This window comes from Dyadobacter sp. 22481 (genome assembly GCF_052044875.1).
Lineage (GTDB): Bacteria > Bacteroidota > Bacteroidia > Cytophagales > Spirosomataceae > Dyadobacter > Dyadobacter endophyticus.
On the sequence record NZ_JBQENV010000001.1, the window covers coordinates 937280 to 963927 of the forward strand.

Below are 26648 nucleotides of genomic sequence, written 5' to 3' on the forward strand. Positions count from 1 at the left end.
AATGTGAACTAATTGTGAAATTCCAAAATCATTCCCCGGCCAGCCGCTGCAAATCCGAATAAGCCAACCGGTAATTCAATTGTGCCGCGAGCAAATCGGCTTCCGCTTTGGCCAGTAGCGAACGCGTGCTGAGGATGTCCGCTTCAAGATTCAGCCCCGAGGCCTGCTTGTCTGTCTGTACTTTTAGCTCCTCTGTCCGGTATTTCACGGCTTTTTCGGCCACGGCAATTAATGCAGTTGCTTGTGTGAGCTTCCGGTGGGTTTTCGAAACGTCGTTTTTGACCTGATTTTGCGTATTAATCAAGTTTTCGCGGGCCTGCTCGCGCAACAAATGCCGCTGGCGGATCACCTGTTTGTTGGCGACTAGGTCCTGAATATTCCATTTGAACTGCGCGCCCACGAAAGGATTATTGTTTGGAAAAAGCAGGTTGCCTGTCTGGTAGGAATAACCCGCGACGAGGCCGATGTCGGGTAAATTACCCTGTTCTGCTGCGCGAATGGCCTTTTGCGTTTTGATTTCCGTCAGGTTGGCGATTTTAATGTCGTTGTTTGTCGTCGCGGCATTCGTTAAGTAAGAATCCAATGTGCCTGGTACGCCTGCATTAGCTACCGGCGCCAACGTTAGGCTATCTGTTTCAATGCCCGTCAGCTGTTTCAAATCGGCCGTGTAATCTTCCGTTTGGATGCGAAGTTTCAACAGGTTTTGCTCCTCGTCGGCGATATTCGCTTGCAGGCCAGCCTTGTTTACATCGATAGTTTTACCCGAAAGCAATGCACTTTCTACATCGTAAAGCCGCATCTGGGCCAGTTTGATCTTCGCATTGGCCTCGTCCTGTTGTTTTTGGGTAATCAGCAAACCATAATACAGCTTCTCTATCGCCTGCCTGATTTGGAGCGACGCCCTCGATTGCTCGTGGCGTGCCAGTTCAGCATCCGTCTGGGCCACCTCGATCCCGGTTTTGATCTTTCCCAGCTGGGTAATAGGCTGGTAGAGCGTCACGCCCGCATTGAAATTATGGTGTTTACCCAAAGGAAAGGTCTTCTCCTCGTTAGGCAGCGCAATGCTGGTTCCCCCAAGCGGCAATGTACCGAAAGAACCCTGCTCGATTACCAACTGGCCGAGGTTTGCATTGTATTGATAGGCGGAGCTTATCGAGGCCACGGGAAACCGTTTGATACGGTCCTCGGCCACTTTGGCCTCTTTTTCGGTGACTTGTAACTTGCGCACGTTCAGCAAATGGTTGTTCTGCAATGCCTTTTCTACAGCCTGTTCGAGCGTGAGCGGCTGCACCTGCTGTGCGTATAAGCGCACGGGTGCAGCCACCTGTACGGCTGCCAGGACAATGAGTATCGGGAGTATCAGCTTAGTTTTCATGGTGTTCTGCAACAGGTGTTACCATCAGGTCTTTTTTATCATGCGGTTTGATCATCGCGATGTACAGCACCGGCACGGTGAGCAGCGCCATTACCATAGACCATATCACCCCGACGGCGATCACACTCGCGAGCGGGCTCCACATCGGCGAACCGGAAAGGATCATCGGCAATACGCCTATCGCCGCGGCCATTGCCGTGAGGAATATCGGGCGGAGCCGCCGCTTGCCGGATTCGATAGCCGCCGTGCGGATGTCCATCCCGTGGCCCAGCAGCTCATTGGTATGGTCCACCAGGATGATCGCATTCCGTACCACGATGCCCGACAGGCTGATCAGCCCTACAAATGCGGTGAAACCGAAGTTGTTATGCGTAATATAAAGTCCGATTAATGCACCGAACAGGCTGAGCGGGATCGTAAGCATTACCAGCGCAGCTTCTTTGAGGCTACGGAACTGGAACAGCAGGATGAAGAATATCAACACCAGGCTGATCGCTAATACCACCATCATCTGGCTGAACGTCTCGTTTTTGTTGAACTGCTCGCCGCCGTATTCGATCCGGTAGCCGGCTGGCAACGGAATATCGGCGATTTTGCCTTTAACTTCCTTCACGAGGTCGGCGGGAAGCACATCGCCTTCGGTTTCGCTCAGGATGGTGAGCGTCCGCACGCCGTTACGGTGCATGATCTTGCCCGTCTGCCATTGCGGTTTCAGGTCGGCGATCTGGCGGAGCGGCACATTGGCGTCGGTAACAGGCGAGGCTAGGTAAATGTTTTCCAGGTTGTCGGACGACTGACGGTTGCGTGCGTCGAGGCGGAAAACGATATCCAGCGGGTTGTTGCCTTCATACATCGTCGAAACCGGCGCACCGTTGAAGCCCGTGTACACCATTTGCGAAATGCTGCCGGTGGTAAAACCAAGCTTGTTGGCCTCGTCTTTGAGCTGAATGCTGATGCCGTAATAATCCTCGCGGAAATCGGGACGGACCATCGCGCTGCCTTTTGCATTTTTAAGAATATTCTGTACCTGCAAGCCGATCGCTTTGAGGCGGGAAACGTCGTCACCTACAATGCGTACCTCCACGGGCGATTTGTATGGCGAGCCCTGCTGCATCAGTTTAACCTGCGGCGAGCCTTCGGGGATCAATGCGGCTACCTTGCCTTCGAGCTCCTGCGCGAATTCCTCGGCGGTTTTGTCGTCGGTGGTGTTGATCAGGATCTGGGCGTAATTGGTTACCGGTACTTCGGGGGAGAAGTTGTAATAAAACCTCGGCGCGCTCGTGCCTGTGAAGGTCGCGTAGGAGGTTACACGCGGGTCGCCTTTTACGAGTTTTTCCGCTTTCAGGATTGCCTCACCGGTTTTGTCAAGCTTGGTGCCGGTAGGCATCCAGAGTTCGATTACAAACTGGTTGCGTTCGGCCGCGGGGAAGAATTTTTGTTTAATTCCCTGATATACAAATAATGAAAGCACTATTGTCACAAGGCTGACGCCGATCGTTAGTGCTGAATGCCTCACGCACCATTCGAGCGCGGCATTATACCCGTTTTGCATGCGGTCGAGCAGGGTAATGCGTTTCTTTTTATCGGTTTCTTCGGCGCTGTGGTCGTGGAGTCCTTTTTTGATAAATGTATAACAAAGCAATGGCGTGAGGATCATCGCTACGATGAACGATGCGGCTAATGCAATGGCCACTGTTATGGGCAATGCGTGGATGAACTCACCTACGGAGCCGGTCAGGATCACCATCGGCATGAATGAGGCGATAATGGTTACAGTGGCTGCCAAAACGGGGATTACCAGGTCGGTAGCGCTGCGCCAGGCGGCTGTCCAGCGGTCGATGCCCTCGTCGAGCAGCTCCACATAGTTGTCGGCGATTACGATGGCATCGTCTACCACCATACCGAGAACGACGATCAGGGCAGCAAGCGACACCTGGTGCAATTCTATGCCAAAAGCATTGAGCAATGCGAATGTGACGGCGATCGTCATCGGAATGGCCATCGCGGCCACGGCGGCAATGCGGATCGGCAGCAGCAGGATCACAACGATCACGACGGAGAAAATGGCCAGGAAAAATTCGCGTATGAAGTGCGTGATGTTTTCATCCACCAGTTTTGGTTGATTTACAATGGTCGTCAGCGTCACGTCCGAAGGGAACAACCTTTCTGCTTCGGCCAGCTTGGCATTCACCTCCTCGCCGAACTTCACGATATTGTTCCCTTCCTGCATCTGGATCGCGAGCATCATCGCATTATTGCCGTTCACGGTCGTCTTGCTGGTCGGTTCGGCATATTCGCGGTTGACCTGTGCAATGTCGCCAAGCCGGATTAGTTCCCCTGTTTTGGACGCTCCCACGACCTGGTTCGCGATCTCATTTTCCGTATTATAATAGCCGGATGTGTACAGTGGCGTCTGGCTCGTTGCGGTTTTGATATCTCCTGTCGGACTAATCACATTCTGCGATTGCAGCACCTGCACCACGGACGACAGTTTGACATTATATTGAGAAAGCTTCTCGGAGCTCGAAGTGACCGTGATCTGCTCCTTCTGCTCGCCAATGCGTTTGATTTTGGAAACAGATTTGACCGTACGGAGAACGTCTTCCAGTTTCTGGGTATAATCTTTCAGCTGCGCATAGGTGGCCTTGTTGCTTTCAATGCCGATCACCAATGCCTCGGTGTCGCCGAAATCGGAGTTCACAATCGGGCCGCGGACGCCTTTCGGGAAATCCACCTGCTTGGCTACCAGCAGCTGGTGCCGGAGTTTGCTCCAAAAAACATCAGGATTCTTCACGCTTTCACCCAGCTCCACATTCACGACCACCATGCCGTCCTGCGACGTCGAGTAGGTTTTGTCCTTGCGGATTTCCTCGAATTGGAAAAGGTATTGTTCCAGCTTTTTGGTAACCTGGTCTTCCACCTGGGCGGAATTGGCGCCGGGGAAAAAGGCTAGGACGAGGCCTTGCCTGACGGTTATTTTCGGGTCCTCGCGCCGGGGCATGTTCAGCAGCGAATAAACGCCTACCGCAAACACCAGCAGCAATACCGACAGCGTTACCTGCGGATATTTCAGGGATGATTTGACAAAGTTCATAGCGCAGCTTATTGGGTGATGGAAATGGCGGTGCCGTCGGTGAGCTTGTGTTGCCCGCCGGTTACCACGCGGTCGCTTTCGGTGATCCCGGAGGTGATCTCGATCTGGTTATCGGTGAGCTGACCGAGGCTGACCTTCCTTTTTAATGCGATTTTACGGTCGGGATCGGCTACGAACACGTAGCTCTGGTTGTCGAGGTCGTGCAGAACGGCCTCGGTTGGCAGTACCAGGGCCTTTTTGGACTGGTTGGATGCCAGCGTTACTTCGGCGATCATGCCGGGGCGGATCAGTAGTTTGGGATTGTTGAGGGTTATTTTAATGGTAAATGCTCGCGATGCAGCATCAGCAGCGGACCCTACTTCGATTACCTTCCCCGTAAATGTCTCACTTAGTGAAGAAACGAGCACTTTGGCTTCCTGTCCGAGTTTAATATTGTGCAATTCACTTTCGGGAATATACGCGTTGACTTTGACCGTCCGGATGTCGGACACCACGAACAGCGGCGTGCCTACACCCACGATCTCGCCGACTTCTGCCATTTTTTTAAGCATTACTCCGCTGATGGGTGCAAACAGCTTGGTATCCGAAAGATTTTTGGCGTGCAGCTTCTCCTGTGCGCGGGCCTGTTGCAAGCCAAAGCCGACCTTTGCAAAATCGCTTTCGCTCAGGCTGCGGCGGTCGTGCATTACTTTCAGACGGTCGTATTCGTCCTGTACCTGAGCCACTTGCACATCGGCTAATTCTTTGGCTATGCTGTAATTGCCGGGATCGAGGCTGGATAGCAGCTGGCCTTGCTTCACAAGCTGCCCTTCGGCGGCGGCGATGTAGTCGATCTTTCCGCCTACCATAAAACCGAGGCGGACCGTTTTGTTGCCTTCGACGTTCCCGCTGACGGAGATCTGGTTGTTGGCCGAGATGTTCTGCGCTTGCCGGGTCACGACCGGGAGGGGCTTTTCAACTGACTTTGCCTGATCGGCGGCTTTGTTGCAGCCCGCGAGCGCAGCCATCGCGAGCATGAGATAGATAGGATTGCTTTTCATAGAATGGACGACCGTTAGGTTTAATATCCTGGCGCAAAATTGGCCCCGATTGATGGCAATGCTTTTGATCTAAATCAAAAAGTAACCCAAGATCGAAAAATTGTCAAACTTTTCCTGCCCTAATCCGGCTTAACGTCTCCTGCGTAATGCCCAGATAGGAGGCAATATGGCCGAGCGGCACACGCAGCATGATGTCGGGGAATTTTTCGAGCATGGAATTGTAGCGCTCCTGCGCCGATTGAAACTGGATCGAATACAATTTGTCCGAAAATGTTTTCACCGCATTGATCATGACGAGCCGGCTTAGTTTCTGCAATGCCTGGGAGCCGTCGATGAACTTTTCGAGTTCCTGGTAGGGAATGGTGCGGATCATGCTCTGTTCCAACACTTCGGCACCGTAAGGCGATGGGCTGTCGAAAAAAGCGCCTTCTATCGAGACGAAGAAAGACCCTTCCAGAATAAATGAATGCGTAATATCCTTGCCGTCTTTGATATAATAGGTGCGCACAACGCCCTTTTCGACGTAAAATACCTTTTGAGAAAAATTATCGGGAGATAACAGCCGGTGCCCTTTCGATAACTCCTCCCTCTTGAAAGCCTCTTGCACCTGTGCTTCCATTTCGGGGGCTAATAGGATATGTTGTTTCAGGTAGAGAATCAGGTCCATAGAGTAATGCAATGGTCGTAGGCTGTTTGTGCGACGGTTCTAACATAGCTATTTCCTGCCAGATACCCGAAGGCTGATGCCGGATTTAGGTTGGCCGTCGCCGGGTTTAAACTCAAACCCGCCTGATGTGTAGTAGATTACATGGGCAGTTCGATAGATATTAGTTTTGAAATGTCAAACGACTACTACACATTTCTTTATCTAAATCAATTCTATGAAAACTTTCAGATTACTGGCCATCCTATCCGTTTTAAGCATCACTATCCTCACAGGTTGCAGCAAGAAAAGCGACGATGTAAATCCCGATCCGGCAACGGGTGCGGCAGGTTTCAAAGTAAAGGTGGACGGCAAGGAATACGCGCCGGATTTTTCCTATGCGCTGGCCAGCTTCCCCGCCAACGACCTCTACTACGCGATTTACGGACTCGACAGCAAGACGAGCGATATCGTAGCCATCGCATTGCCTAAAACAGTGAAAGAAGGCACATTCCCGATCAACAATGTGAATTTCGCGATGGCGACATTCAATAAGCAGGATTTCTCCACGATCAATGGGGGCAGCGGCACGATTACCATCACCAAGAGAACCGACACCAACGTCCAGGGGACGTTCAGCTTTACCGCCGTTGACGCAACGGGCAAACTATCACGCACACTGACGGACGGCAGCTTTAACGTGAATGTACGCTAGGCTGCGGCCATCTGTCATCCTTTCCAGCCCGACCATTTATCCATCGACCAGTACTTTTTCTTGTATGAATACTTTTACTCCTTTTAATCCGCACGCAGATGCGACCAGCCCCAAACCCGCACAAATCTCGGTGCATTTTATGGGCAGGACTATCACAATCGGTGCCGAGCATATTACTTTGCTCGAAGGCGATGGAAATTACACCTACGTATACACATCTTCGGGTAGGAAATATTTGATCTGTAAAACGCTGAAATGGCTTGCATGCAAGCTCGACAGCAACTTCATTCGTGTACACAAATCGTTTCTCGTGAATTCCGATTACGTGATCGGATGTGCACAGGACGGCCGTGCCCTTAAATTGCGCTGCGGCAACGAGGCCGTCGTAAGCCGACGCAAAACGAAGGAAATCATCAGTATTTTCGGCGAGCGCACGCAGCGCATCAGCGCGTAAGCAGCCCGCGTTCATCAATCAGTTTTACCAATGCTTCGGAAATTTTCGCATGCCCCGAAGCTTTGATGTGCCCGTCGACAGGGTAATAGTCCTGTGCTTTGAGCAACTCGTAAGCATGGAGGAAATGCAACTGTTCGTCGCCGGCGCGTTTCGCCTCTGTTTCAAACGCACGGATCATTTCGGGGAGCGTGTAGCGGCCATCTAGGTGCATGATCACGATGTTTCCTTTGTAGAACCTGCGGATCCTGGCGAGCGATTTGAAAAAATATTCGGTGTGGGCCTTCGTTTCGGCAGGGGTTTTGATATCCGGCGGCGTTACAACCGCCAGCTGACGTCCGGTTAACCAGGCGGAGAGCGCGCCGCCGATCTCACGAGAGACTTGTACCGGGCTGGTCCAGATTCTTTTGAGCAGATCTTTTTCCCGGACAAAAAAATAGGTGTAACGCATTGGATAATAGCCTTCATTAATGCGGTTGAAAACCGCTGTATTGGCAAAGGATTGAGGCGTCAGGACCTGCCCCTGGTTATTGGGTTCATTACGGGCTTCGTTTTCCTCGATGTCGTTGTCGCAATACTGCAGCACGACGAGGTCAACGGAGTCCCTTTTGATTTTAGAGAAAAGCAGCATTTCGCGGTAGGTTCCGTATGATGAAATGCCTGCATTCAAAGTTTTGATGCCCAGTTTCCGGCCCGTAAGGTCGGCATAGGTCTGGTCCTGGTCCACACCCCAGCCCATGGTGAAGGAGTCGCCCAGGAAAACAAGTCTGGGGTTATCAAGCGAACGTTCGTCATCGCGAACCCCGAAGCTGTTGACCTTAAATGTATTACTGTATTCGAGGCTGGAATGCACCCCCTCACTTTTGGGCCGCAGCACATAGCCAAGGTCGGGCGAGTAGCTGGCGAAATGGCGGTTGAACTGGATTACATCGCGGTAGCTGATCCATTTAGAGAGCACGCCCACCTCATGCCGGTCGGTGTCCTGATTGGCCCCGATCGTGTGCCGGATGTAAAAATAAGAGGCAGCTTCGATGAGCAGTGGGGTAAGCAGCGCCGTCCAGAACGGCAGTTTGAACAAGCGGATGATGGACCAGCAAAACAGGACAAATGCAATAGGTACCAGCGCTTTAAAGAGCCATATGGTCCAAATGAAGTGTGTGAAAAGCTGCCACCGGTAAACTGTAATGGCGAGGAGCAGATAGCCGGAAAAGACGGCGATCACCCCGAATTGTCTTTGCGTCATAGAATCACTGTAAGGATTTAGGTGCGGCAAGTTAACCGCTTACTCAAAATCCAGACACACAAAACGGGTGATTTCTTCGCGTCATTCTCCTATTTTTTTTAAAAATATTTATAATTACCTGATATTCTGGTTAATACAAATTACAAAATGTAAAAAACGGGTTACACTTTCGCATAACCCGTTTTCGTGTGTCAGTATATTCCAGAAATTATTTCAAAGCTTCGCGGATAGCGGCTCCGGCTTGCAGGAGCGCGCCTTGCACGGCGGGCACGTGGGCCAGCGGGTTCAGCAAGCCGTAGTCGTGGATGAGGCCCTGGTATCTTGCCAATGTGGTTTTCACGCCCGCGGCTTCCAATTTGCGTGCATATGCTTCGCCTTCGTCACGCAAAACGTCATTTTCGGCAGTTTGTACCAGCGCAGGAGGCAGGCCCTGTAATTGTTCGGTAGTGGCTTGTAATGGGGAAGCGTAGCGGTGTTTTCTTTCTTCCGGGTTGGTGGTATAGTTATCCCAGAACCACTTCATCATGTTTTTGGTCAGGAAGCGGCCTTCGGCAAACTGGTTGTACGAACCGGTTTCGAAATTCGCGTCGGTTACCGGCCAGAGCAGCACCTGCAATTTGATTTCCGGGCCATTGTTGTCTTTCGCTTTCAGAGCGGTAACGGCCGCCATATCGCCACCCACGCTGTTGCCAGCCACAACCAGCCTGCTGCCATCGACATTGATCTCGTCGCCGTGTTCGGCCACCCATTTGGTTGCCGCGTATATTTCGTTGATCGCCACCGGATATTGCGCTTCGGGCGATGGGGTGTAATTCACAAAAACCGCCGCTGCGCCCGAGTAAACCACCAGGTCGCGGACAATGCGTTGGTGTGTGGGGAAATCTCCCAATACCCAGCCGCCGCCATGGATGAAGATGAACACCGGCAATTTCTCAGTGCTGCCTGCCGGTTTTACAATATCGAGTTTGACGGTAAGGCCGTCCTGTGTAATGGTTTTTTCGCTGGTTTCGATGCCCGATAAATCCACTTCCACCGAGTTTTGCGCTCCTACGAGCACGTTGCGTGCGTCGGCGGGTGAAAGTTGTTCCAAAGGAGTACCGCCCCCGGAGTTCAATGCGTTGAGAAAAGTTTTTACATCTTCAAAAATGGCAGGGTCGTTGGCTGGGTCGATGATATTCAGAGTTTCCATGATGTTAAAAAGGTTTTGAGATTTGATATTTCGTTTTGTCTTGTTGTTCCTGATTTGATATGACAAAACTAGGCCAGTGGAAGGGTGGAAACATTAACCTAGGTTAAGAAATGTGCGGCAGAGGAGAAAAGTTGCAAGCCTACGGCGTCCGATGACTTAACAAACGCCTAGTTGCCCAACCGCTTCACGATCCAAGGTAGCGTCAGCCCCTGCCCGATGAGCGTAAATAACACCACGCCTACCGAAATGAAGATAATCGCGTCGCGCATGGGAAAGGGTGTGCCGTCGTGCAGGTGCGTGGGGAGACCGATGGCGATGGCGAGCGAGACAATGCCGCGCATGCCCGACCAGCTGATAATGAGGCTGTTTTTGAAATCGAGCAGGGCGTTTTCGCTGATCCTGCCGCGACCGCTTTCGAAGCCTTTTTGAAGATTGGCCCTTTGCCAGAAAACCCGCAGCATGCGCAGTATTAGGGCTATAATGGTGATAATCAATGCATAGCCAATATAAGGGAGGAGCTGGTCGCCTCTGATGTTTTTGATCACGTAGGGGAATTGCAGACCTATTAATATAAATATGAGTCCGTTGAGCAGGAAGATAATGATCTCCCAAATGGTTTTGGATTGCTGTTTGAGGCGGTCGGGAAATATCTTTTTGCTGAAATCGGCAATGCCCAGGCCAAGGATGACGACGGCGATCACGCCCGATACTTCGAGCTCTTCCGCTACCCGGTAGGCCACGAATGGCATCAGCAACATCATACCAATGGTCGCCTGTGCATTGTGGTGGATACGCATGATGATGGCGCCCAGAATACGCCCAATGATCAGCCCGACGATCGCTCCGCCCAAAAGCAGCACGGCGAATTCGGCAGAGGCTTTCCAGAATATAAATGCAGAGCCTGTTACTGCGGCAACCGAAAACCGGTAGGCTACCAATGCGGACGCGTCGTTGACCAGGCTTTCGCCTTCCAGAATGGTATTTGTTTTGGAAGATAACCCGAGGCCTTTGGTAATGCTCATCGCGGCCACGGCGTCGGTAGCCGACAATATGGAGCCGAGCACGAATGCGAGTGGCCAGGTCATCCCGGGAATGAGATAGTATGCCACGGCTGCAATGCCGGAAGCTGTGATGAATACCAGTGAAATGGCGAGTGTGCCGATGGTATTGATGTTGGTCCTGAAATCCTGAAAATTGATATTGAATGCAGCGTCATACAGCAACGGCGGAAGGAATATGAGGAAAACCACTTCCGGATTGAGCTCGATCACGGGCAGCGTGGGAATGAATCCAATGGCGATTCCGGCGGTGATAAGCAAAACGGGGTACGGTATCCTGACACTATCGGCCATGGCGGAAAGGCCGATCATGATGGTCATAATAAAAATGACGATACTGTAATTCTCCATAATTGCGGTTAATGTTCGGGTGTTCGGGCGTCCGGCCTGCGATCTCAAATCTAAGGATGATTGCGAAAAATCAAGGTTTCCGGGCCAAAAAATCGGCTGTGTCGGTTTTGTTCTATTTTGAGGGACGGGCGGGGTCTAGTTTTGCTTTAAACCAAAACAGACAAAACAATGATAGCCATTACAGGAGCAAACGGAAATCTGGGGCAAGCCACTCTTTCATTTTTAATGAAAAAGACATTGCCCGAAAACATCGTCGCGATTGTGCGCGACGCCAGCAAGCTAAGTGAATATGCAGGTTCGGGGATACAGATTCGTACGGCCAATTATGAAGACCAGGAGTCGTTGGAGCGGGCGCTGACCGGCGTGCACAGGCTGCTGCAAATATCCGCTTCGGCCACGGGTGTGCGGGCGATGGCGCAGGAGACGCGGGTGGTGCATGCGGCGGCGAAATGCGGTGTAGCGGAAATTGTTTACACGAGCACGCTTTTCCCGCACGAATCGGCGCATTTCCATGCGGCGCATATTTGCAGGAATACTGAGGAACTGATCCGCCAAAGCGGAATGCGCTACGTGTTTTTCCGCAACAGCATGTACCACGAAACAATCCCGCTGTTTATCGGCGAGGCCATGGGCGACGGGCGGATCTTCTACCCGTCGGGCAGCGGGCGCGTGAGTTTTGCGTCGCGGAAGGATATTGCCGAGGCATTATCCAACGTGCTCACCGGGCCTGCATTCGCCAATGCCACCTTCGATATTACTGGGTCTGAGACGTTTAGTTTTGCGGATATTGCCTTGACATTAAAGGATATAGCAGGCTATCAGGAGGCTGCACATACCGATATCACTGCGGAAGACTACCGCAGGGGGCTCCTCGGTTTCGGGTTGGGTGAAGATGAGGCCGGTTTTTATGCCAGCATGGCCGATAGTATCCGAGCCGGCGAGTTTGAAAAAACCCATCATTCACTGGAAGGCTTCCTGGGGCGCAAACCGCTTGGCGTTCAGCAGTATCTGAGGGAATTGTTTTGAAAAATCGGTAACTTGCCTCACTACTCAATAGCCATGAAATACCATCAGATCCAGCCACCGCCGCATTTGCAAGACTACGTCCGGTACTATTGGGTGCTCGAAAGCTCGGGCGAGCCCGATGAGCAGATTCATTTCGTGACCATCGCGGACGGCTCTCCGGGCATTGTTTTCCAGCAACTGGAGGGCGCGTCGTTTCAGGAGGGCAGGCAACTTTCACCGGTGTATATGTACGGGCAATCGACCAGGTACACCCGCATCATTTCGCCGGCTACTTTCAGCACAATCGGGGTCTACTTTTATCCTCATGCCCTGAAATCCATCTTCGGTCTGGACTCCAACGAACTAACCGACGACTGCCTGGATCTGGACCTTTTGCTGAATGGTAAGCGATTGATGGAGCGGCTGAAAAGTACCTCCGATGTGGAAGTAAAGGCAAATATCCTTTCCGAATGCCTCTGGGAGCAGATCTGCCGCAATGACCACACCCTGCAAGCGGCCACGCGCTATGCATTACAACGGATCATCCAATCGCAGGGCAACGTTTCGATGAAGGACCTGCGGCGGGAATTGCAGGTTTCGGAGCGCACACTGGAAAGGCGTTTTCAGGAAGGGATCGGGCTGTCGCCGATGCTTTTTGGAAGAATCTGCCGCTTTCAGGCTTCGCTCAACCAGCTTCGTGCTCAGTCGTACGACAAGCTTTCCGACATCGCCTTCGAACAGGAGTATGCCGATCAATCGCATTTCATCCGCAATTTCAAAGAATTTACCGGGCTTACCCCGTTCCAGTTCAGGAAGAGCATTCAGGAAACGGTGGAGAATTTTCCGGTGCTGGTTCAGTCGTAGGCAATTACATCATTGATAAATTTCCATTCAAACCGGGCCGAAACGGGGTGATGGTCCGATAGCGGTAACCCTTTTGCATTGGTGAACATGGCCTTCTCCAATGCATAGGCCGCCGGTTTGAGTTGAATGAATGCGCTGCTCCGGAAAAGTATCTTGTCGATCGTCTCACATGAATCGGTAAGGCTGAGGATATCGCTGGCAGGAATAGCATTGCTGCGGAACGGCAACTGATTTTTGCAATGCAGACTAACCCACGCATCGCTTAACTCATTCTCCTTCAACAGCCAATCCACATTATCCAGCCCGAAACTGTAACGGCCGTTCAAATCACCCATGACAATTACCGCATTGCCGGTTGAATGGAGCCGTATGTAGGCCGAGAGCTGCTCCATATTGCGTCTTCGCGCAAGTGCTGCACGCGGATGGTTGTACGCGTTGGCGTGTACGTTGTAAAAGTCAATGAAGCGGGTAGGGGCGATTTCTATGCGTGTATAGGTAAAACCTTTGGGGGTGAAGCAATCGGCGCCGGTGCAGTCCGTCCACGAGATGCGGCGCAGATGCTTTACAGGAAATTTCGAAAGGGTATTGAGACCGTCGCCGGTCATGACGGCCCCCTTGGTGGTGGTGCGGAAGGGGTGGGTGTTGCCGGCATGGTACAAGTATTGATTGTAATTGAAATCTTCCTGCACATGGGCTATATCGAAGCGGTTGAGCAGGCGACCGATGGCGGAAATGCTTTCTTTTCTTGGTGTGATAGCGCTGCAAATAAGCTGGGGAAGTCCGGCGATGTTGTAGGTGATCACGGAAAAACTGCCTGCATCAAGAGAATCGGGTGGAAGCTTTGCCCGAAAAGCGGTGGCAGTCTGTTCCCGGGTAGCGGGAGTGGCTTCCGAGAGGAAGAAGAGGATGAACAACCAGGAAACGGTTTTCAGGACCCTGTTTTTATCAAGAACTAAATATGCCTGCATAATGTGCCGGTTGGTATGCACAAAACTACCAGCGGCATATGGTCAGGATAATTTCAAATTGTTAAGAATACATTATTTTTCAATCGGATGAGTTCTTTTGGGGCAATCGGCAACGGGCTTTGAGCTGGCCGGCGGTTTTAAATAATTGTTATGAAAATGCCATTTGCAGGTTGATGAAAGCCATTTCAACGGATATTTGTGGCTATTCCCGGTTCCAATCACATGTTCAAACCGCCGGGACACCCATTCATGAAAGCTTTTTTTCGACTATCAATTCCTTTCTTTGCCCTTTTACCCTGGGTCGTGTCTGCCCAGAGCAGCGCCGAAAACCCATTGTCGCGCGCGCATTCGCATAACGATTACTTGCAGGCGGCACCGTTTGTACTGGCTTACCAGCAGCAGTTCGGCTCGGTGGAAGCTGACGTACATTTACGAAACGACACCCTTTTCGTCGCTCACGATTCCAAGGACATCAGTGCTGACCGCACTTTGGATAAATTGTATTTGCAGCAGATTATTAAGCAGGTGTCTAAAAACCAGGGAACTATCTACAAGGATAAAAACCGGGTAATGACCCTGCTGGTTGATCTTAAAACTACCTATAAAACGACTTTGCCGGCATTGGTGAAAGCATTGGCGCCGCATGAGGCATTGCTTGCCCCGAAAGGTTCCGTGAAAGTAATATTAAGCGGTAACACACCCCCACCGGCAGAATTTGAACAATACCCGACCTACATTTTCTTTGATGGCCGCCCGGGTACTAGCTATACGGAGGTGCAGGCGGCCCGGCTCGGGATGATCAGCCAGGACTTCCATAAGTATTCACAATGGAACGGGAAGGGTATTCCCGTGGAAAAAGACCGCAAAGCGCTTGTGGAGGTGATTTCACAGGCACATGCCATGGGCAAGCCATTCCGTTTTTGGGCCAGTCCCGATAATATCAATGCCTGGAAGGTGCTGATGAACCTGGGTGTGGATTATGTCAATACCGACCACGTGGCAGAGCTGGGTACATTTCTGAGTGGCCGCAAGAATGCCGAATACAAATCCACCGGGTTTTATAAACCTTATCAACCCACCTACAAAAACAACGACGCATTTGGCAAGGTGAAGAACATTATCCTGCTGATCGGCGACGGAATGGGTTTGGCCCAAATCTATTCGGGGCTGACGGCCAACCGTGGTGAGCTGAATCTGGGTAAGTTCCTGAATATCGGTTTTTCCAAAACGGCTTCTTCGGACAATTATATCACCGATTCCGCGGCGGGCGCCACAGCGTTCGCAAGCGGCAATAAAACCCGGAACCGCGCGATTGGCGTAGATTCTAATCTGGTAGCGGTACCGTCCATCATCCGTCAGGTCAAAGCAACAGGCCGGAAGTCGGCCCTGATTTCCGCCGGCGACATTACCGACGCTACTCCCGCCGCATTTTACGCGCACAGGCCCGAGCGGAGCCAGATGGACGAGATCGCGACGGATTTCCTGAAAGAATCCGTCGATGTATTGATCGGCGGCGGTTACAGCCATTTTGCCAAAACAAAAACCGTTGACTCTCTCAAAGCAAAAGGTTTTCAGGTGTCCGACAACTGGAATGACCTTGCGCAGATGAAGGCGCCGTTCGTCTTACTGGACGATAAGCACACTGTTTCCATGCTAAACGGTCGGGGCGATTTCCTGAAAGATTCATTTCAAAAAACACTTCAATCGCTGCAATCGAACCCAAAAGGCTTCTTTATAATGGCCGAAGGCGCGCAGGTGGATTATGGCGGCCACGCGAACATCGTTCCGTACGTAGTCACGGAAATGCTGGATTTCGATAAACTGGTGGGAGAGGCGCTCCGCTTCGCCGATTCGAACGGTGAAACGCTCGTTATCGTCACTGCCGACCACGAAACCGGCGGCCTGACGCTCCTGGACGGCAACCTGAAAACCGGCTACGTCGACGGCCAGTTCAGCACCGGCGATCACACGGGCATTATGGTACCCGTATTCGCCTACGGCCCGCATTCCCTGGATTTTAGAGGGATCTACGAGAATACCGAGATTTTTCGGAAGATGAAGAAGGTGTTGAAATAGGGAAGAAGGGAGGAAAGGGAGGAAAGGAGGAAGGAGAAAATCCTATCTTCCCCTTCTTCCCCTTCCTCCCCTTCCTCCTTTCCTCCTCCTATTTTAAAGTGCTAAAAAACGATACCTCGCCGTCTGTTTTGACCATCAGCACGTCTGCGTCTTTGCCTTTGGAAACGGTCACGAAGTAGTGGTCGGCGTCCTCGAACTGGGTGCCGTAGAGCAGCATGTTGGTATCGTTGTTCTCGTTGTCTTTGTATTCCACCACAGCGCCGATCGCGTAGCCTTTAAATTGTTTTTCGATCTCTTTTTGCGCTTTGGCAGGGACGTCTGCGAATTTTTTGTCAGCAGTAGTACCAACGAGGATGAAATGGTTGTCGTAATAGGCGGTCTGTTTCTGACCGTCTTTGGTGAATGTCACCTCGTCGAATAGGGGGCCTCTCAACCATTTGGCGTCGGGCACTGTACCAAAATCGGCATAGAAGCTGTCTTTGGAGCGGGCGCTTACCTCGTGGCGTGCCTCGGCGCGTTTTTCGGCACGGTGTTCTTTTTTAACGTCCTGAGCAACGGTCTGTGCCTGAGCTCCTGTGATTGCCAATGCGGCGATGATTGCGGAAGTGATGAAAGTTCTCATTGTGATGCTATGTTTTTGGTGGATGATCGTTTGAATGATCCAAAACTAGCTGGTGCAGCCAACGTGGGAAACAGCGCGTAGGCAGAAGGGCAAAAGTCGTCGGTGGAATGGGCAAAAGTGTCTTTATGATTTCTTTTCGCTACATTGGTTTTAGCATTACTCTAACCTAACTCGGACCGATAATGATGAATTGCCTGGTGATCGACGATAACATTATCGCCCGCACCACTTTAAAACAACTTGTAAAGCAAGACAAAGAGCTGGTACTCGTGGGCGAATGCGAGAATGCAATGGATGCCTACCGGAAGATCATGGACGAACAGGTTGATCTCCTCCTGCTCGATATTGAAATGGATGGAATGACGGGTATTGAACTGGTCAAGAGTCTGGGTACTAAAAATCCGGTCATCATATTCACTACCTCGAAAAAGGAGTACGCTGCCGAAGCATTCGAACTCAATGTAGCCGATTACATCACCAAACCGGTGACCCCCGCCCGCTTTTTGCAAGCCATCGAAAAGGCGCGTGAAATTTTCAGGAGCAAAAAGCAGGAGGTAAGGATGGAGGACGACAGTTTCCTATTTATCAGGGATTCAAACATCGTCCGTCGGCTGAAAATTGGGGATATACTGTATGCCGAGGCAATGGGAGATTATGTCAAACTTTACACCCTCGAAAAATTTTACTCGGTACACGCTTCCTTAAAGGACGTCGAATCGAAGCTTCCCGAATCGAAATTCCTGCGGGTGCACCGGTCATTCATTATCCAGGTGGGCAAAATCGATACGATCGAGGGTGGCACGCTTATTATCAACAGGAAAATGGTGCCCGTGGCCGATACTTACCGCGCGGCGTTGAACCGCCGGCTGAATATGTTGTGATTTTGAAAAGCTGAATCCATGCGAATCCGCACGCTCGTCATCTATATTACCATTGGGTTTGTAGCCGCCGTACTGGCGTTGATCGCCGTGCAGTACATGACGCGGCGCAATTTGGAGGAACTCATCAGCGCCAACGAAAACTTGCTCGACGAGTACCGGATCGGCAGCGGGCTTTCACACCAGGCCGATAGTATCAGTCGGGCTACGCTGGCGAGGAAAATGGACGCCGTTGACCAAAGCGGCCAGCGGGTCCTTCGTTGGAACCTGTATGTGATCGTAGGCGTGCTGGCATTGCTTACAGCCGTTTTTGCGATCATTATCGGTCGCATGAAGAAACAAGCCGAGCTGATCGGCCAGCTCAATATCAGTGAACGGAAGCTGAAAGAGGCGGTGCTGGTAAAGGAGAATTTCCTGGCGAATATGAGCCACGAGATCCGGACGCCGCTGAATGCGATTTTGGGTTACACCAATTTGCTCCAAAAGAAAAAACTTGACGCTGATACCCGCTTGCATATCAGTACCGTACAGCAATCCGGTGAAACGCTGCTGGCGATCGTGAACGACATTCTCGACCTGTCCAAAATAGAATCCGGCATGATGCGGATCGAACATGTGCCGTTCGACCCCGAGGCGCTGGTACATTCGGTGGGCACCATGTTTCACCATCGATCGGCGGAAAAACAGGTGCCGCTCCTGGTGCATTTCGACCCGGAAATCCCTGAAACAATTACAGGTGACCCCACCAGGCTGACGCAGATTCTGGTCAACCTGGTAAGCAACGCATTTAAATTCACCGAAAAAGGCGAAGTAAACCTTCGGGTAACTGTCGACCGTATTGACGGCGGCCGGATAGATCTTACCTTCGAGGTGAAAGATACGGGCATAGGTATCGAAAGCGCACGGCTGGAAACGATTTTCGAGCGCTTCCGGCAGGCGGAGGACTCTACCACCCGGCAATTTGGCGGTACAGGGCTGGGCTTGTCCATCGTACGCGACCTCGTGCATTTGCAAGACGGGCGTATTAGCGTAACGAGCAAGCCGGGCGAGGGTACTTCCGTGAAGGTGACGATTCCCTACCGGATTACGGCGGTGAGCGAGCGGCCCCCAGTGGATACCCCCGCGGCGGAAATACATCCGCGCAGACCCGGGCTCCGCGTGTTGATTGCCGAAGACCATGTCATCAATCAGGGGCTCATGATGCGTCTGATGGAAGAGCGGGCAATAGAGGCGCGGCTGGCAGTAAACGGGCATGAAGCCGTTGAAATGCTGCGTACTGAGCCCTTTGACCTGGTTTTTATGGATATCCAAATGCCGGGGATGGATGGTTACACGGCTACGCGCATCATACGCGAGGAACTGAAACTCACCATTCCCGTCGTTGCCATGACGGCCCATGCCATGGAAGGGGAAAAAGAAAAATGCGTTCGCCTCGGAATGAACGACCATATTGCCAAACCGGTGAGGGAGAGCGAACTCGACAGGATTTTTACGAGCTATACCACGCCCACATCTGCAGACGGCTCGCCCGAGAATGCTTTCAAGGTGATAGACCTCAACTATATGCGGGAAATCAGCAACGGCGACACGATTTATGAAAAGCTCGTCACTGAACAATTCCTGCACCTGATGCCGCGCGAGCTGGAAGCATTATCCGCGGCCGCCGGAAAGCGCGACCCGGGAGAGATACGCCGCATTGCCCACGGAATCAAAACCACCATTTCAATTATGGGCCTGAATGCATTGCTGGACGAGCCGCTGGACATTCTCGAAAGCGAAACGACCGTCGCGACAGATTTTGCGGCGCCGGTGGAGCAGGTGCTGACCATCTGCAAGGAGGCGCTGGGGGAGGCGGGGGTATTCTATACGCAGTTTTTAATCCCCGATGGTAGAACCGACGGGTAATTGCGTTTTTAGTGCATATCACTTCCTGAATCCTGCATGAAACCGCAACTCGCCCAGGTACGCTGGTACCGGATTATCCCCGTTGTTTTCGTCACATACAGCCTCGCATACCTCGACCGCGCCAATTTTGGCTTCGCCGTCGCGGGCGGGATGGCCGATGACCTGCACATTAATCCCAACACCTCTACGCTGCTGAGCTCGCTGTTCTTTCTGGGTTATTTCTTTTTCCAGATTCCCGGTGCACATTATGCGGCCACGCGCACAGCCAAGAAGCTGATATTCATTTCATTGATTCTCTGGGGTGCACTGGCGGCGGCTACGGGGATGGTCAACAACGCGACGGCGCTGATCGTCATTCGTTTCATGCTCGGCGTGGTCGAAAGCGCAGTAATGCCGGCGATGTTGATCCTGCTGAGTCAATGGTTTACGAAAGAAGAACGCTCCCGGGCAAACACTTTTTTGATATTAGGTAATCCCGTGACAGTGCTTTGGATGTCGGTACTTTCAGGCTATCTGATCGAATCGCTGGGTTGGCGATGGATGTTCATCATTCAGGGCGCGCCGGGGATTGTGTGGGCGTTTATCTGGTGGAAGCTCATCGATGAGCGGCCCATGGATGCGAAATGGCTGACGCGGGAAGAAAAGATCGCCATTGAGGAAAAGTTAAAAGCGGAGCAGGCGGGTATCAAACCGGTTAAAAACTATGCGGAGGCATTCAAATCCACCAAAGTGATCCTGCTTTGCCTGCAATACCTGCTGTGGAGCGTCGGGGTTTATGGCTTTGTGATGTGGTTGCCATCGATCATCAAAGCCGCTCCCAATATGAGCATGGTCACCACCGGCTGGCTCGCGTCGGTTCCTTATGTATTTGCTGTGATAGGGATGCTTGCCGCGTCCTATTTTTCGGATAAAACCGGAAACCGGAAAGTGTTCGTCTGGCCCTTCCTGCTTATTGCGGCGGTATGCCTGTATGCGGCGGTCTGGATCGGTACGGACCATTTCTGGCTAGCGTACGCATTGCTGGTAGTCGCGGGAGGCGCGTTGTATACGCCTTACGGGCCGTTTTTTGCGGCCATCGCTGAGATATTACCGAAGAATGTGATTGGAGGAGCTATCGGGCTTATCAATAGCTTGGGTGCGCTGGGCTCATTTGCAGGGTCTTATCTTGTTGGTTATCTCAATAGCGAAACGGGGAATTTCAATGCCTCCTACACATTGATGGCTGTTGCGCTGGTGCTTGCCACCGTGATCACGATGGTCGTCATTCCCGCTCCGAAAGCCGTGCAACCGGTGGTGGAGGAAGTCTGACTTTCGATTTTTGTGTAACGGGCGGTTAAGTTCGGCGGCTTTGGGTCTTTGTATGCTAGTAAAGTACTCTGCCAAACACTTAACCCAAAGTAAATGAGCAATTTTAGACTGCCGGGGCCCCCGGTTTGTGTTTTTCTGTTACTACTTACCCTCGTCTACGGACCCACCATCGCTCAGAACAAAAGCCCGAACGCATTCACGCTTAAAGACGGCGACCGGGTCGTTTTCCTGGGAAACTCTATTTTTGAGAACGAGTTTCAGTATGGATACCTGGAACTGGCGCTCACTACCCGTTTTGCCGATAAAGGCATTACCTTCCGAAACCTCGGCTGGACAGGCGACAACGTCTGGGGTGAGGCGCGCAGCACTTACACGAACCCGCCGACGCCGTACGAGCACTTGATGGAGGATATCACCAAAGCCGCTCCGACCGTCGTGTTCCTCGCATACGGAGGCGTGGAAGCGCAGGAAGGCCAGGCCGGCGTAGGGCATTTCAAGGATGGTTTGAATAAACTCATTGATAAAATTGAATCGCTGGGCGCTAAAACAGTGTTGCTTTCGACGATTCCCGTCGTTTCTGCCGACACCTCGCAGCACATCGACGCCCGCAATGCGGATCTTGAATTGTATTCCAAAGTGATAGCGGATGTGGCTTCCCAGCGCGGCAAGCAGTTTATCGATATTTATAATCCGGTACTGAACACGAGCAAGAAGGCCGATATCATCGAAAATACCGTCCATTTGAACGAAACCGGTTATTACTACCTCGCCGACGTACTGGAAAAAGCATTAGGGCTGCCCAATGAGCGCACGACTTCGACGATTACCATTGCAAAGCCGACTCCCTATTCTTCCAATGTCAAGATCCTGACAGACAGCAAGGACAACAACGTTATCGCGCGGTTTGTAGCTTCCGACAAATACCTGCCTTTGCCTTTTCCACAAGCCAGCAGCTGGGTTGGGGGCGATGCCAATGTGGTGAGGTTCATTGGGTTAAAAAAAGGATATTATACCTTGACGGCCGCCAATGAGCAGGTAGTTACCGCTTCCGCGAAGGAGTGGGAGAAGGGTGTGGAAATCAAGCAGGGACCGCAATTTGAGCAATCGGCGCGCATTCGGGAGATGATCATCCGCAAAAACGAGCTGCATTTTTTCCAGTACCGGCCTTTGAACCAGACTTATATCGTCGGTTTCCGACGGTATGAGCAAGGTCGCCATGTGAAAGGGCTTGAAGAGCAAAATATCCTTATCAAATGGCTGGAAGGCCAGATTATCCTCAACAGCGAGCCGAAGGAAGTGGTGTATGAGCTGAGGAAGCTGGATTAACAAAATGCATACTTAGGTGCAGAGCACCGCAATAATTATAACATGAAAAGATTATTATACGGAGCATTGCTCCTCCCAATGATGCTGCTCACCTCATCGACAGAGCCGGACCAGCATCCTTTTAACCTCGACCCGGACGTTGAAAAGGAACTGAAATCCTTCAAACTAGCCGATGGCTTCGAAGTGACACTCTTCGCGGCCGATCCGATGGTTGCGAAGCCGATCCAGATGAACTGGGACACCGAAGGCCGCCTTTGGGTGGTGAGCAGCACGGTGTACCCGCATTTGAAAACCGGTGAATCGGCGAATGACAAGATCTTTGTCCTGGAAGACACCGACGGCGACGGCAAGGCCGATAAATCGACGGTTTTCGCCGAAGGATTAATCCAGCCAACCGGTATTTTGCCAGGTGACGGCGGCTGCTACGTGGCTAACTCGACGGAAATCCTGCATTTCGCGGATACGGACGGCGACGGTAAGGCCGACAAAAAACGCCGCATCCTGAGCGGTTTCGGAACGGGCGATACGCACCATTTGATCCACACTTTCCGGTGGGGACCCGAAGGCCGGATGTATTTCAACCAGTCGATTTACATTTACAGCCACGTCGAAACACCATTTGGTATTAAACGCCTTGAAGGCGGTGGCGTTTGGCAGCTCAACACGCGCAATCTGGATATGGATGTTTACGCACGCGGGCTTGTAAACCCGTGGGGCTTGCAGTTCGACCGCTGGGGACAGTCTTTCCTTACGGATGGTGCTGGTGGTGAGGGTATTAACTATGCATTCCCTGGGGCGACATTCGTGACAGCGCCAGGTGCTGCACGCCTTCTTCGCGGATTGAACCCGGGCCAGCCGAAGCATAGCGGCCTGGATGTCGTTTCCGGCGGCCATTTGCCCGACGCGTGGCAGGGCCGAATGATCACCAACGACTTCCGCGCCAACCGCATTAACAGCTTCAAACTGGAAGAGCAGGGTAGCGGTTATGTGTCGAAACAAACCGACGACCTGATGTGGTCCGATAATGTGGCTTTTCGTCCGGTCGATATTAATGTAGGTCCGGATGGTGCCATTTACGTCGCCGACTGGTATAACCCCATTATACAACACGGTGAGGTGGATTTTCACGATCCCCGTCGCGACCAGCAGCATGGGCGCATCTGGCGCATTGTTGCCAAAAACCGGCCGCTCGTTAAAAAGCCGCAACTAGCAAAAGCGACGGTAAATGAATTACTCGAATCATTGAAATTGCCAGAAGACTGGACGCGCTTGCAAGCGAAACAGGTATTGAAAGCGCGTGGCGCAAAGGAAGTATTGCCTGCGTTGGAAAAATGGGTAGCTGGTTTGGATAAAAACGATGCGAAATACGAGCACAATTTGCTGGAAGCGTTATGGTTATACCAAACGCTTGAAACCCTGAACGAACCGGTGCTGCTGAATTTGCTGAATGCGAAAAGCCACAACGCGCGTGCGGCTGCATTGCGTGCACTGGCACTTTGGTATCCAAAAGTTGCGAACACGCCCGCATTGTTGGCCAAGGCTGTCGGGGATTCGCACCCGCAGGTACGCCTGGAGGCTGTAATTGCCTTGCGTAAAACGAAAACACCGCAAGCTGCAAAAACCGCATTGACAGTGCTCGATGCGCAAATGGACGAATTTCTGGATTTCGCATTGTGGCAAACCGTCCGTGAACTGGAACCGGTATGGGTAGCGAAGCTGAAATCTGATCCGAATCTATTAGGTGATGCCAAAAAGACGGCCTATGCGCTGAAATCCGCAACAAGTTCCGATGCTGCTGCATTGCTGACTGCATTGTACCAAAAAGGCCAGGTACCCGATGAATATCAAAAGGACGTCCTCGCATCGATAGCCCGCCTCGGCCAGCCCGCCGACCTGAATATGCTGCTTGACTTGGCTGTTCAATCCAATAACAAAAATGCCGCTGCTCAGTTGGCTGCATTGGAAGAAGCCGGTAGCCAGCGCAAAGTGATCCCAACCAAAAATCCGGAGCGCATCGCATCGCTGATTGGTAATGACGAGGAAGCCGTCAGCCTCAGCGCTATTCGCCTGATCGGCCTTTGGAAAGTTTCACCGTTAAATGACAGGCTGACCAGCCTTATCCAAACGGGTAACCCAGCTACCAAAAAAGCTGCCCTCGGCGCATTGGGAGCTATCGATAAACCAAAAGCATTACAATTGGTAACCGACCTGACAGGTCCGAAAAACACCCCGGAAGTCCGCATCATCGCGGCTGCGCAACTGGCTGGCCTGGATGAAAAAGAAGGAGCAAAGGCTAGTGCCGAGTTGATGCGCACGCTACCTGCGGATACCGACATGTCGGACCTATTCCTGGCATTCATTCCTTCCAACTCCGGCGCAGCTGCATTGGCAGATGCCATTGCAGCGAAAAAGATTCCGGAAACCGTTGCCAAACGAGGCCGTGTACTCGTACAGCAACGCGCCGGATGGACGCGTCAGAGTATCGACGAAATCGCTGCATTGAAAAAGGCCCTGGAAGCATCGGGCGGTTCATTGCCTGCGCCTAAAATGCCGCAAGACCTCGATGACAAGACCATTGAAGGCCTCGCCAAATTGGCCCGCGAAAAAGGTGATGCTGCCAAAGGAGAGTTGATTTTCCGCAAAGCCGAATCGAGCTGTACGACCTGCCATGCGATTGGTGGCGCGGGTGGATTGATCGGGCCCGATTTGAGCAGCCTCGGAACGAGTTCACCTGCTGAGACTATCATTAAATCAATACTATATCCAAGTGCGTCAATTAAAGAAGGCTACGATTTGAAACGCGTGGTGAAAAAAGACGGCTCCGAACTGATGGGCTACCTGGCCTCCGATGGCGCCAACGAAATCGTGATCCGCGACGTGACGGGCAAGGAGGTTTCCATTGCCAAAAGCCAGGTGCAGGTTATGGAAAAAGTATCCGGCTCGCTCATGCCTCCGGGCCTCACCGCCAGCCTCGACCGCGATCAGTTCGTGGATCTTGTCGCATTCCTGACCAAGCTCGGCGAACCGGGCGACTTCCGCGTACCTGCGACGCGCTACGTACGCAGGTGGGAGAACATCAGTTTGAGCAAAGAGCTGGCAAGTAAATTCTCTCCGGGAAATCCCACATCGGCGGGTAAAGGGAAGGTTTCCGGCGCGCCGGTTTACAGCAAAGTATCTGGCGAACTTCCGATCGACGAGCTTTCTGAAATCAACAACAGTGCTGGAAAAACATACAGCGTGGTAGGTTTTGAGATCGAGGCACTGACGAAAGGTCCGGTAACCTTCGCATTGAGCACCACAGACGGCATCACCGCATACAGTGGCGGAAAGCCTCTGAAAATCTCCGGCGGTACTGTCACCGCCGATCTGTCGCAAGGCATCCAGCCGATCACATTAGTACTCGACCGCAGTGTGGTGAAGGATGGATTAAAAGTAGAATTGAAAGATGTTAGCGGCAGCGCACAGACGCGGTTGAAGGTAGGGAGATAGTCTTAGAGGGTTTACGCTTTATTGGAGCTGACATTAAAATGTACCTGATTTTAATGTTAGCTCCATTTTTGGCATTAAAACAGCCCTTTGAATTTTAAAAGTAACCTAATCTCACGTGGTCAAAACAGTAAATTTCTAACCCTGCTTGTTTTAAATACTATTTCCATCATTTTTCAATTTTAATCATGCTCAAAAAATTACTGGCCCTGTCTCTTCTGATCGGAAGCGCGGTTACGGCGCATGCGCAGCAGTTCAAAGCGTTGCTTTTTACCAAAACCGCGGGTTTTCACCATGTTTCCATCCACGAAGGTGTGACCGGGATCAGGAGCCTGGCGTCGAGGCATAATTTCTCGGTCGATTGGCAGGAGAATGCCGATGTTTTTAATGACAAAAGTCTGGCTAACTACTCGGTAGTGATCTTCCTGAACACGACCGGGGATATCCTCAACGACACGCAGCAGGCGGCCCTAGAAAAGTACATCAAAAGCGGAAAGGGCTGGGTAGGTATTCACGCGGCAGCGGATACGGAATACGATTGGCCATGGTACGGCAAGTTGGTAGGAGCGTATTTCAAAACCCACCCGGCGCAGCAAACGGCTTTTCTGGATGTGAAAGACAGCAATTTCCCCGGCCTCGAACGTTTCCCGAAACGTATGCTATGGACCGACGAGTGGTACGAATACAAAAAACCGCTCAACGCCGATGACCTGAAAGTGCTCATTAACCTCGACGAAAAAACCTACGATCCTAAAACCAGCCAGGGCACCGGCATGGGTGAGCACCCGATCGCATGGTACCACAATTTCGACGGCGGCCGCGCATTCTACACCGGCCTGGGCCATATTGGCCTGGTTTACTCCGATCAGTCATTCCTGGATCATCTGTACGGCGGTATTTACTGGGCTGCGACGGGCAAGGGGGTGAAGTAGCGTTGGTAGTCTGATTAACATTTCAGCTCCGTTAGGAGCTTCCTTGACAATTGTGTCGGGAAGCTCTTAACGGAGCTGAATTCGTTTTTTGCAACACTATGTTGCTATAAACAAGGAGC

20 protein-coding genes are annotated in these 26648 nt (G+C 51.9%); 11 read left to right on the forward strand and 9 right to left on the reverse strand.

The features are described from left to right. Positions 1 to 28: 28 nt before the first annotated feature. From ACTJJJ_RS03405 to ACTJJJ_RS03420, 4 genes are all read right to left on the reverse strand, one after another. On the reverse strand, positions 29 to 1375 hold the full coding sequence (locus tag ACTJJJ_RS03405; protein ID WP_188930643.1) for a TolC family protein: 1347 nt from the start codon (positions 1373 to 1375) through the stop codon (positions 29 to 31). Further along, the gene (locus ACTJJJ_RS03410; protein WP_188930641.1) at positions 1365 to 4469 is read right to left on the reverse strand and encodes an efflux RND transporter permease subunit; all 3105 of its coding nucleotides are present in this window, start codon (positions 4467 to 4469) and stop codon (positions 1365 to 1367) included. The genes ACTJJJ_RS03405 and ACTJJJ_RS03410 overlap by 11 nt, the downstream gene beginning before the upstream one ends. An 8-nt stretch (positions 4470 to 4477) precedes the next feature. Beyond that, a complete protein-coding gene (locus ACTJJJ_RS03415) occupies positions 4478 to 5509 on the reverse strand; it encodes an efflux RND transporter periplasmic adaptor subunit (protein WP_188930639.1) in 1032 nt (343 codons plus the stop codon). A gap of 103 nt (positions 5510 to 5612) precedes the next feature. Continuing rightward, on the reverse strand, positions 5613 to 6176 hold the full coding sequence (locus tag ACTJJJ_RS03420) for a Crp/Fnr family transcriptional regulator (RefSeq protein ID WP_188930637.1): 564 nt from the start codon (positions 6174 to 6176) through the stop codon (positions 5613 to 5615). 214 nt (positions 6177 to 6390) lie between these two features. Here ACTJJJ_RS03420 and ACTJJJ_RS03425 point away from each other — a divergent pair, with 214 nt between their 5' ends. Both ACTJJJ_RS03425 and ACTJJJ_RS03430 read left to right on the forward strand, forming a co-directional pair. Next, positions 6391 to 6867 carry a DUF6252 family protein gene (locus tag ACTJJJ_RS03425; protein ID WP_188930635.1) on the forward strand — a complete coding sequence of 159 codons (477 nt, stop codon included), beginning with the start codon at positions 6391 to 6393 and terminating at the stop codon, positions 6865 to 6867. Positions 6868 to 6931: 64 nt separating this feature from the next. Then, positions 6932 to 7321 carry a LytR/AlgR family response regulator transcription factor gene (locus tag ACTJJJ_RS03430; RefSeq protein ID WP_188930633.1) on the forward strand — a complete coding sequence of 130 codons (390 nt, stop codon included), beginning with the start codon at positions 6932 to 6934 and terminating at the stop codon, positions 7319 to 7321. Here ACTJJJ_RS03430 and ACTJJJ_RS03435 read toward each other — a convergent pair. The 3 genes from ACTJJJ_RS03435 to ACTJJJ_RS03445 all read right to left on the reverse strand — a co-directional run bounded on the left by ACTJJJ_RS03435 (position 7311) and on the right by ACTJJJ_RS03445 (position 11159). Then, positions 7311 to 8561, reverse strand: a complete 1251-nt coding sequence (locus ACTJJJ_RS03435; RefSeq protein WP_440701429.1) for a hypothetical protein — start codon at positions 8559 to 8561, stop codon at positions 7311 to 7313. The two genes, ACTJJJ_RS03430 and ACTJJJ_RS03435, sit on opposite strands and share 11 nt — an antisense overlap. Positions 8562 to 8769: 208 nt before the next feature. Continuing rightward, on the reverse strand, positions 8770 to 9750 hold the full coding sequence (locus ACTJJJ_RS03440; RefSeq protein ID WP_188930629.1) for an alpha/beta hydrolase: 981 nt from the start codon (positions 9748 to 9750) through the stop codon (positions 8770 to 8772). Positions 9751 to 9917: 167 nt separating this feature from the next. Next, positions 9918 to 11159, reverse strand: coding sequence for a Na+/H+ antiporter (locus tag ACTJJJ_RS03445; RefSeq protein ID WP_440701430.1), 1242 nt, complete (start codon positions 11157 to 11159; stop codon positions 9918 to 9920). Positions 11160 to 11327: 168 nt separating this feature from the next. Here ACTJJJ_RS03445 and ACTJJJ_RS03450 point away from each other — a divergent pair, with 168 nt between their 5' ends. Together ACTJJJ_RS03450 and ACTJJJ_RS03455 are read left to right on the forward strand one after the other, a co-directional pair. Further along, a complete protein-coding gene (locus ACTJJJ_RS03450; RefSeq protein ID WP_440701431.1) occupies positions 11328 to 12185 on the forward strand; it encodes an NAD(P)H-binding protein in 858 nt (285 codons plus the stop codon). Between the two features lie 33 nt (positions 12186 to 12218). After that, positions 12219 to 13028 (forward strand): AraC family transcriptional regulator, encoded by an 810-nt coding sequence (locus ACTJJJ_RS03455; RefSeq protein ID WP_440701432.1) that lies wholly within the window; start codon positions 12219 to 12221, stop codon positions 13026 to 13028. Here the strand turns inward: ACTJJJ_RS03455 and ACTJJJ_RS03460 are convergent. After that, complete coding sequence (locus tag ACTJJJ_RS03460; RefSeq protein ID WP_440701433.1) at positions 13019 to 13996, reverse strand: endonuclease/exonuclease/phosphatase family protein; 978 nt, start codon at positions 13994 to 13996, stop codon at positions 13019 to 13021. The genes ACTJJJ_RS03455 and ACTJJJ_RS03460 overlap by 10 nt on opposite strands. Positions 13997 to 14245: 249 nt before the next feature. On the opposite strand from ACTJJJ_RS03460, the gene ACTJJJ_RS03465 reads away from it, so the two are divergent. Then, the gene (locus tag ACTJJJ_RS03465; RefSeq protein WP_440701434.1) at positions 14246 to 16072 is read left to right on the forward strand and encodes an alkaline phosphatase; all 1827 of its coding nucleotides are present in this window, start codon (positions 14246 to 14248) and stop codon (positions 16070 to 16072) included. An 88-nt stretch (positions 16073 to 16160) separates the two neighbouring features. Here the strand turns inward: ACTJJJ_RS03465 and ACTJJJ_RS03470 are convergent, their stop codons facing one another. Further along, positions 16161 to 16694: a hypothetical protein gene (locus ACTJJJ_RS03470; protein WP_440701435.1), complete on the reverse strand. Its 534-nt coding sequence runs from the start codon at positions 16692 to 16694 to the stop codon at positions 16161 to 16163. A 182-nt stretch (positions 16695 to 16876) separates the two neighbouring features. Between ACTJJJ_RS03470 and ACTJJJ_RS03475 the strand changes: the two genes are divergently transcribed. The 6 genes from ACTJJJ_RS03475 (at position 16877) to ACTJJJ_RS03500 (ending at position 26529) form a co-directional block, all read left to right on the forward strand. Beyond that, positions 16877 to 17575, forward strand: coding sequence for a LytR/AlgR family response regulator transcription factor (locus tag ACTJJJ_RS03475; RefSeq protein WP_440701436.1), 699 nt, complete (start codon positions 16877 to 16879; stop codon positions 17573 to 17575). Between the two features lie 18 nt (positions 17576 to 17593). Continuing rightward, on the forward strand, positions 17594 to 19477 hold the full coding sequence (locus ACTJJJ_RS03480; protein ID WP_440701437.1) for an ATP-binding protein: 1884 nt from the start codon (positions 17594 to 17596) through the stop codon (positions 19475 to 19477). A 36-nt stretch (positions 19478 to 19513) separates the two neighbouring features. Beyond that, a complete protein-coding gene (locus ACTJJJ_RS03485) occupies positions 19514 to 20785 on the forward strand; it encodes an MFS transporter (protein WP_440701438.1) in 1272 nt (423 codons plus the stop codon). A gap of 93 nt (positions 20786 to 20878) precedes the next feature. Beyond that, positions 20879 to 22111 carry a GDSL-type esterase/lipase family protein gene (locus ACTJJJ_RS03490; protein ID WP_440701439.1) on the forward strand — a complete coding sequence of 411 codons (1233 nt, stop codon included), beginning with the start codon at positions 20879 to 20881 and terminating at the stop codon, positions 22109 to 22111. 42 nt (positions 22112 to 22153) lie between these two features. After that, positions 22154 to 25600 carry a PVC-type heme-binding CxxCH protein gene (locus ACTJJJ_RS03495; protein ID WP_440701440.1) on the forward strand — a complete coding sequence of 1149 codons (3447 nt, stop codon included), beginning with the start codon at positions 22154 to 22156 and terminating at the stop codon, positions 25598 to 25600. Positions 25601 to 25785: 185 nt separating this feature from the next. Then, on the forward strand, positions 25786 to 26529 hold the full coding sequence (locus ACTJJJ_RS03500) for a ThuA domain-containing protein (RefSeq protein ID WP_426294779.1): 744 nt from the start codon (positions 25786 to 25788) through the stop codon (positions 26527 to 26529). Positions 26530 to 26648: the final 119 nt, after the last annotated feature.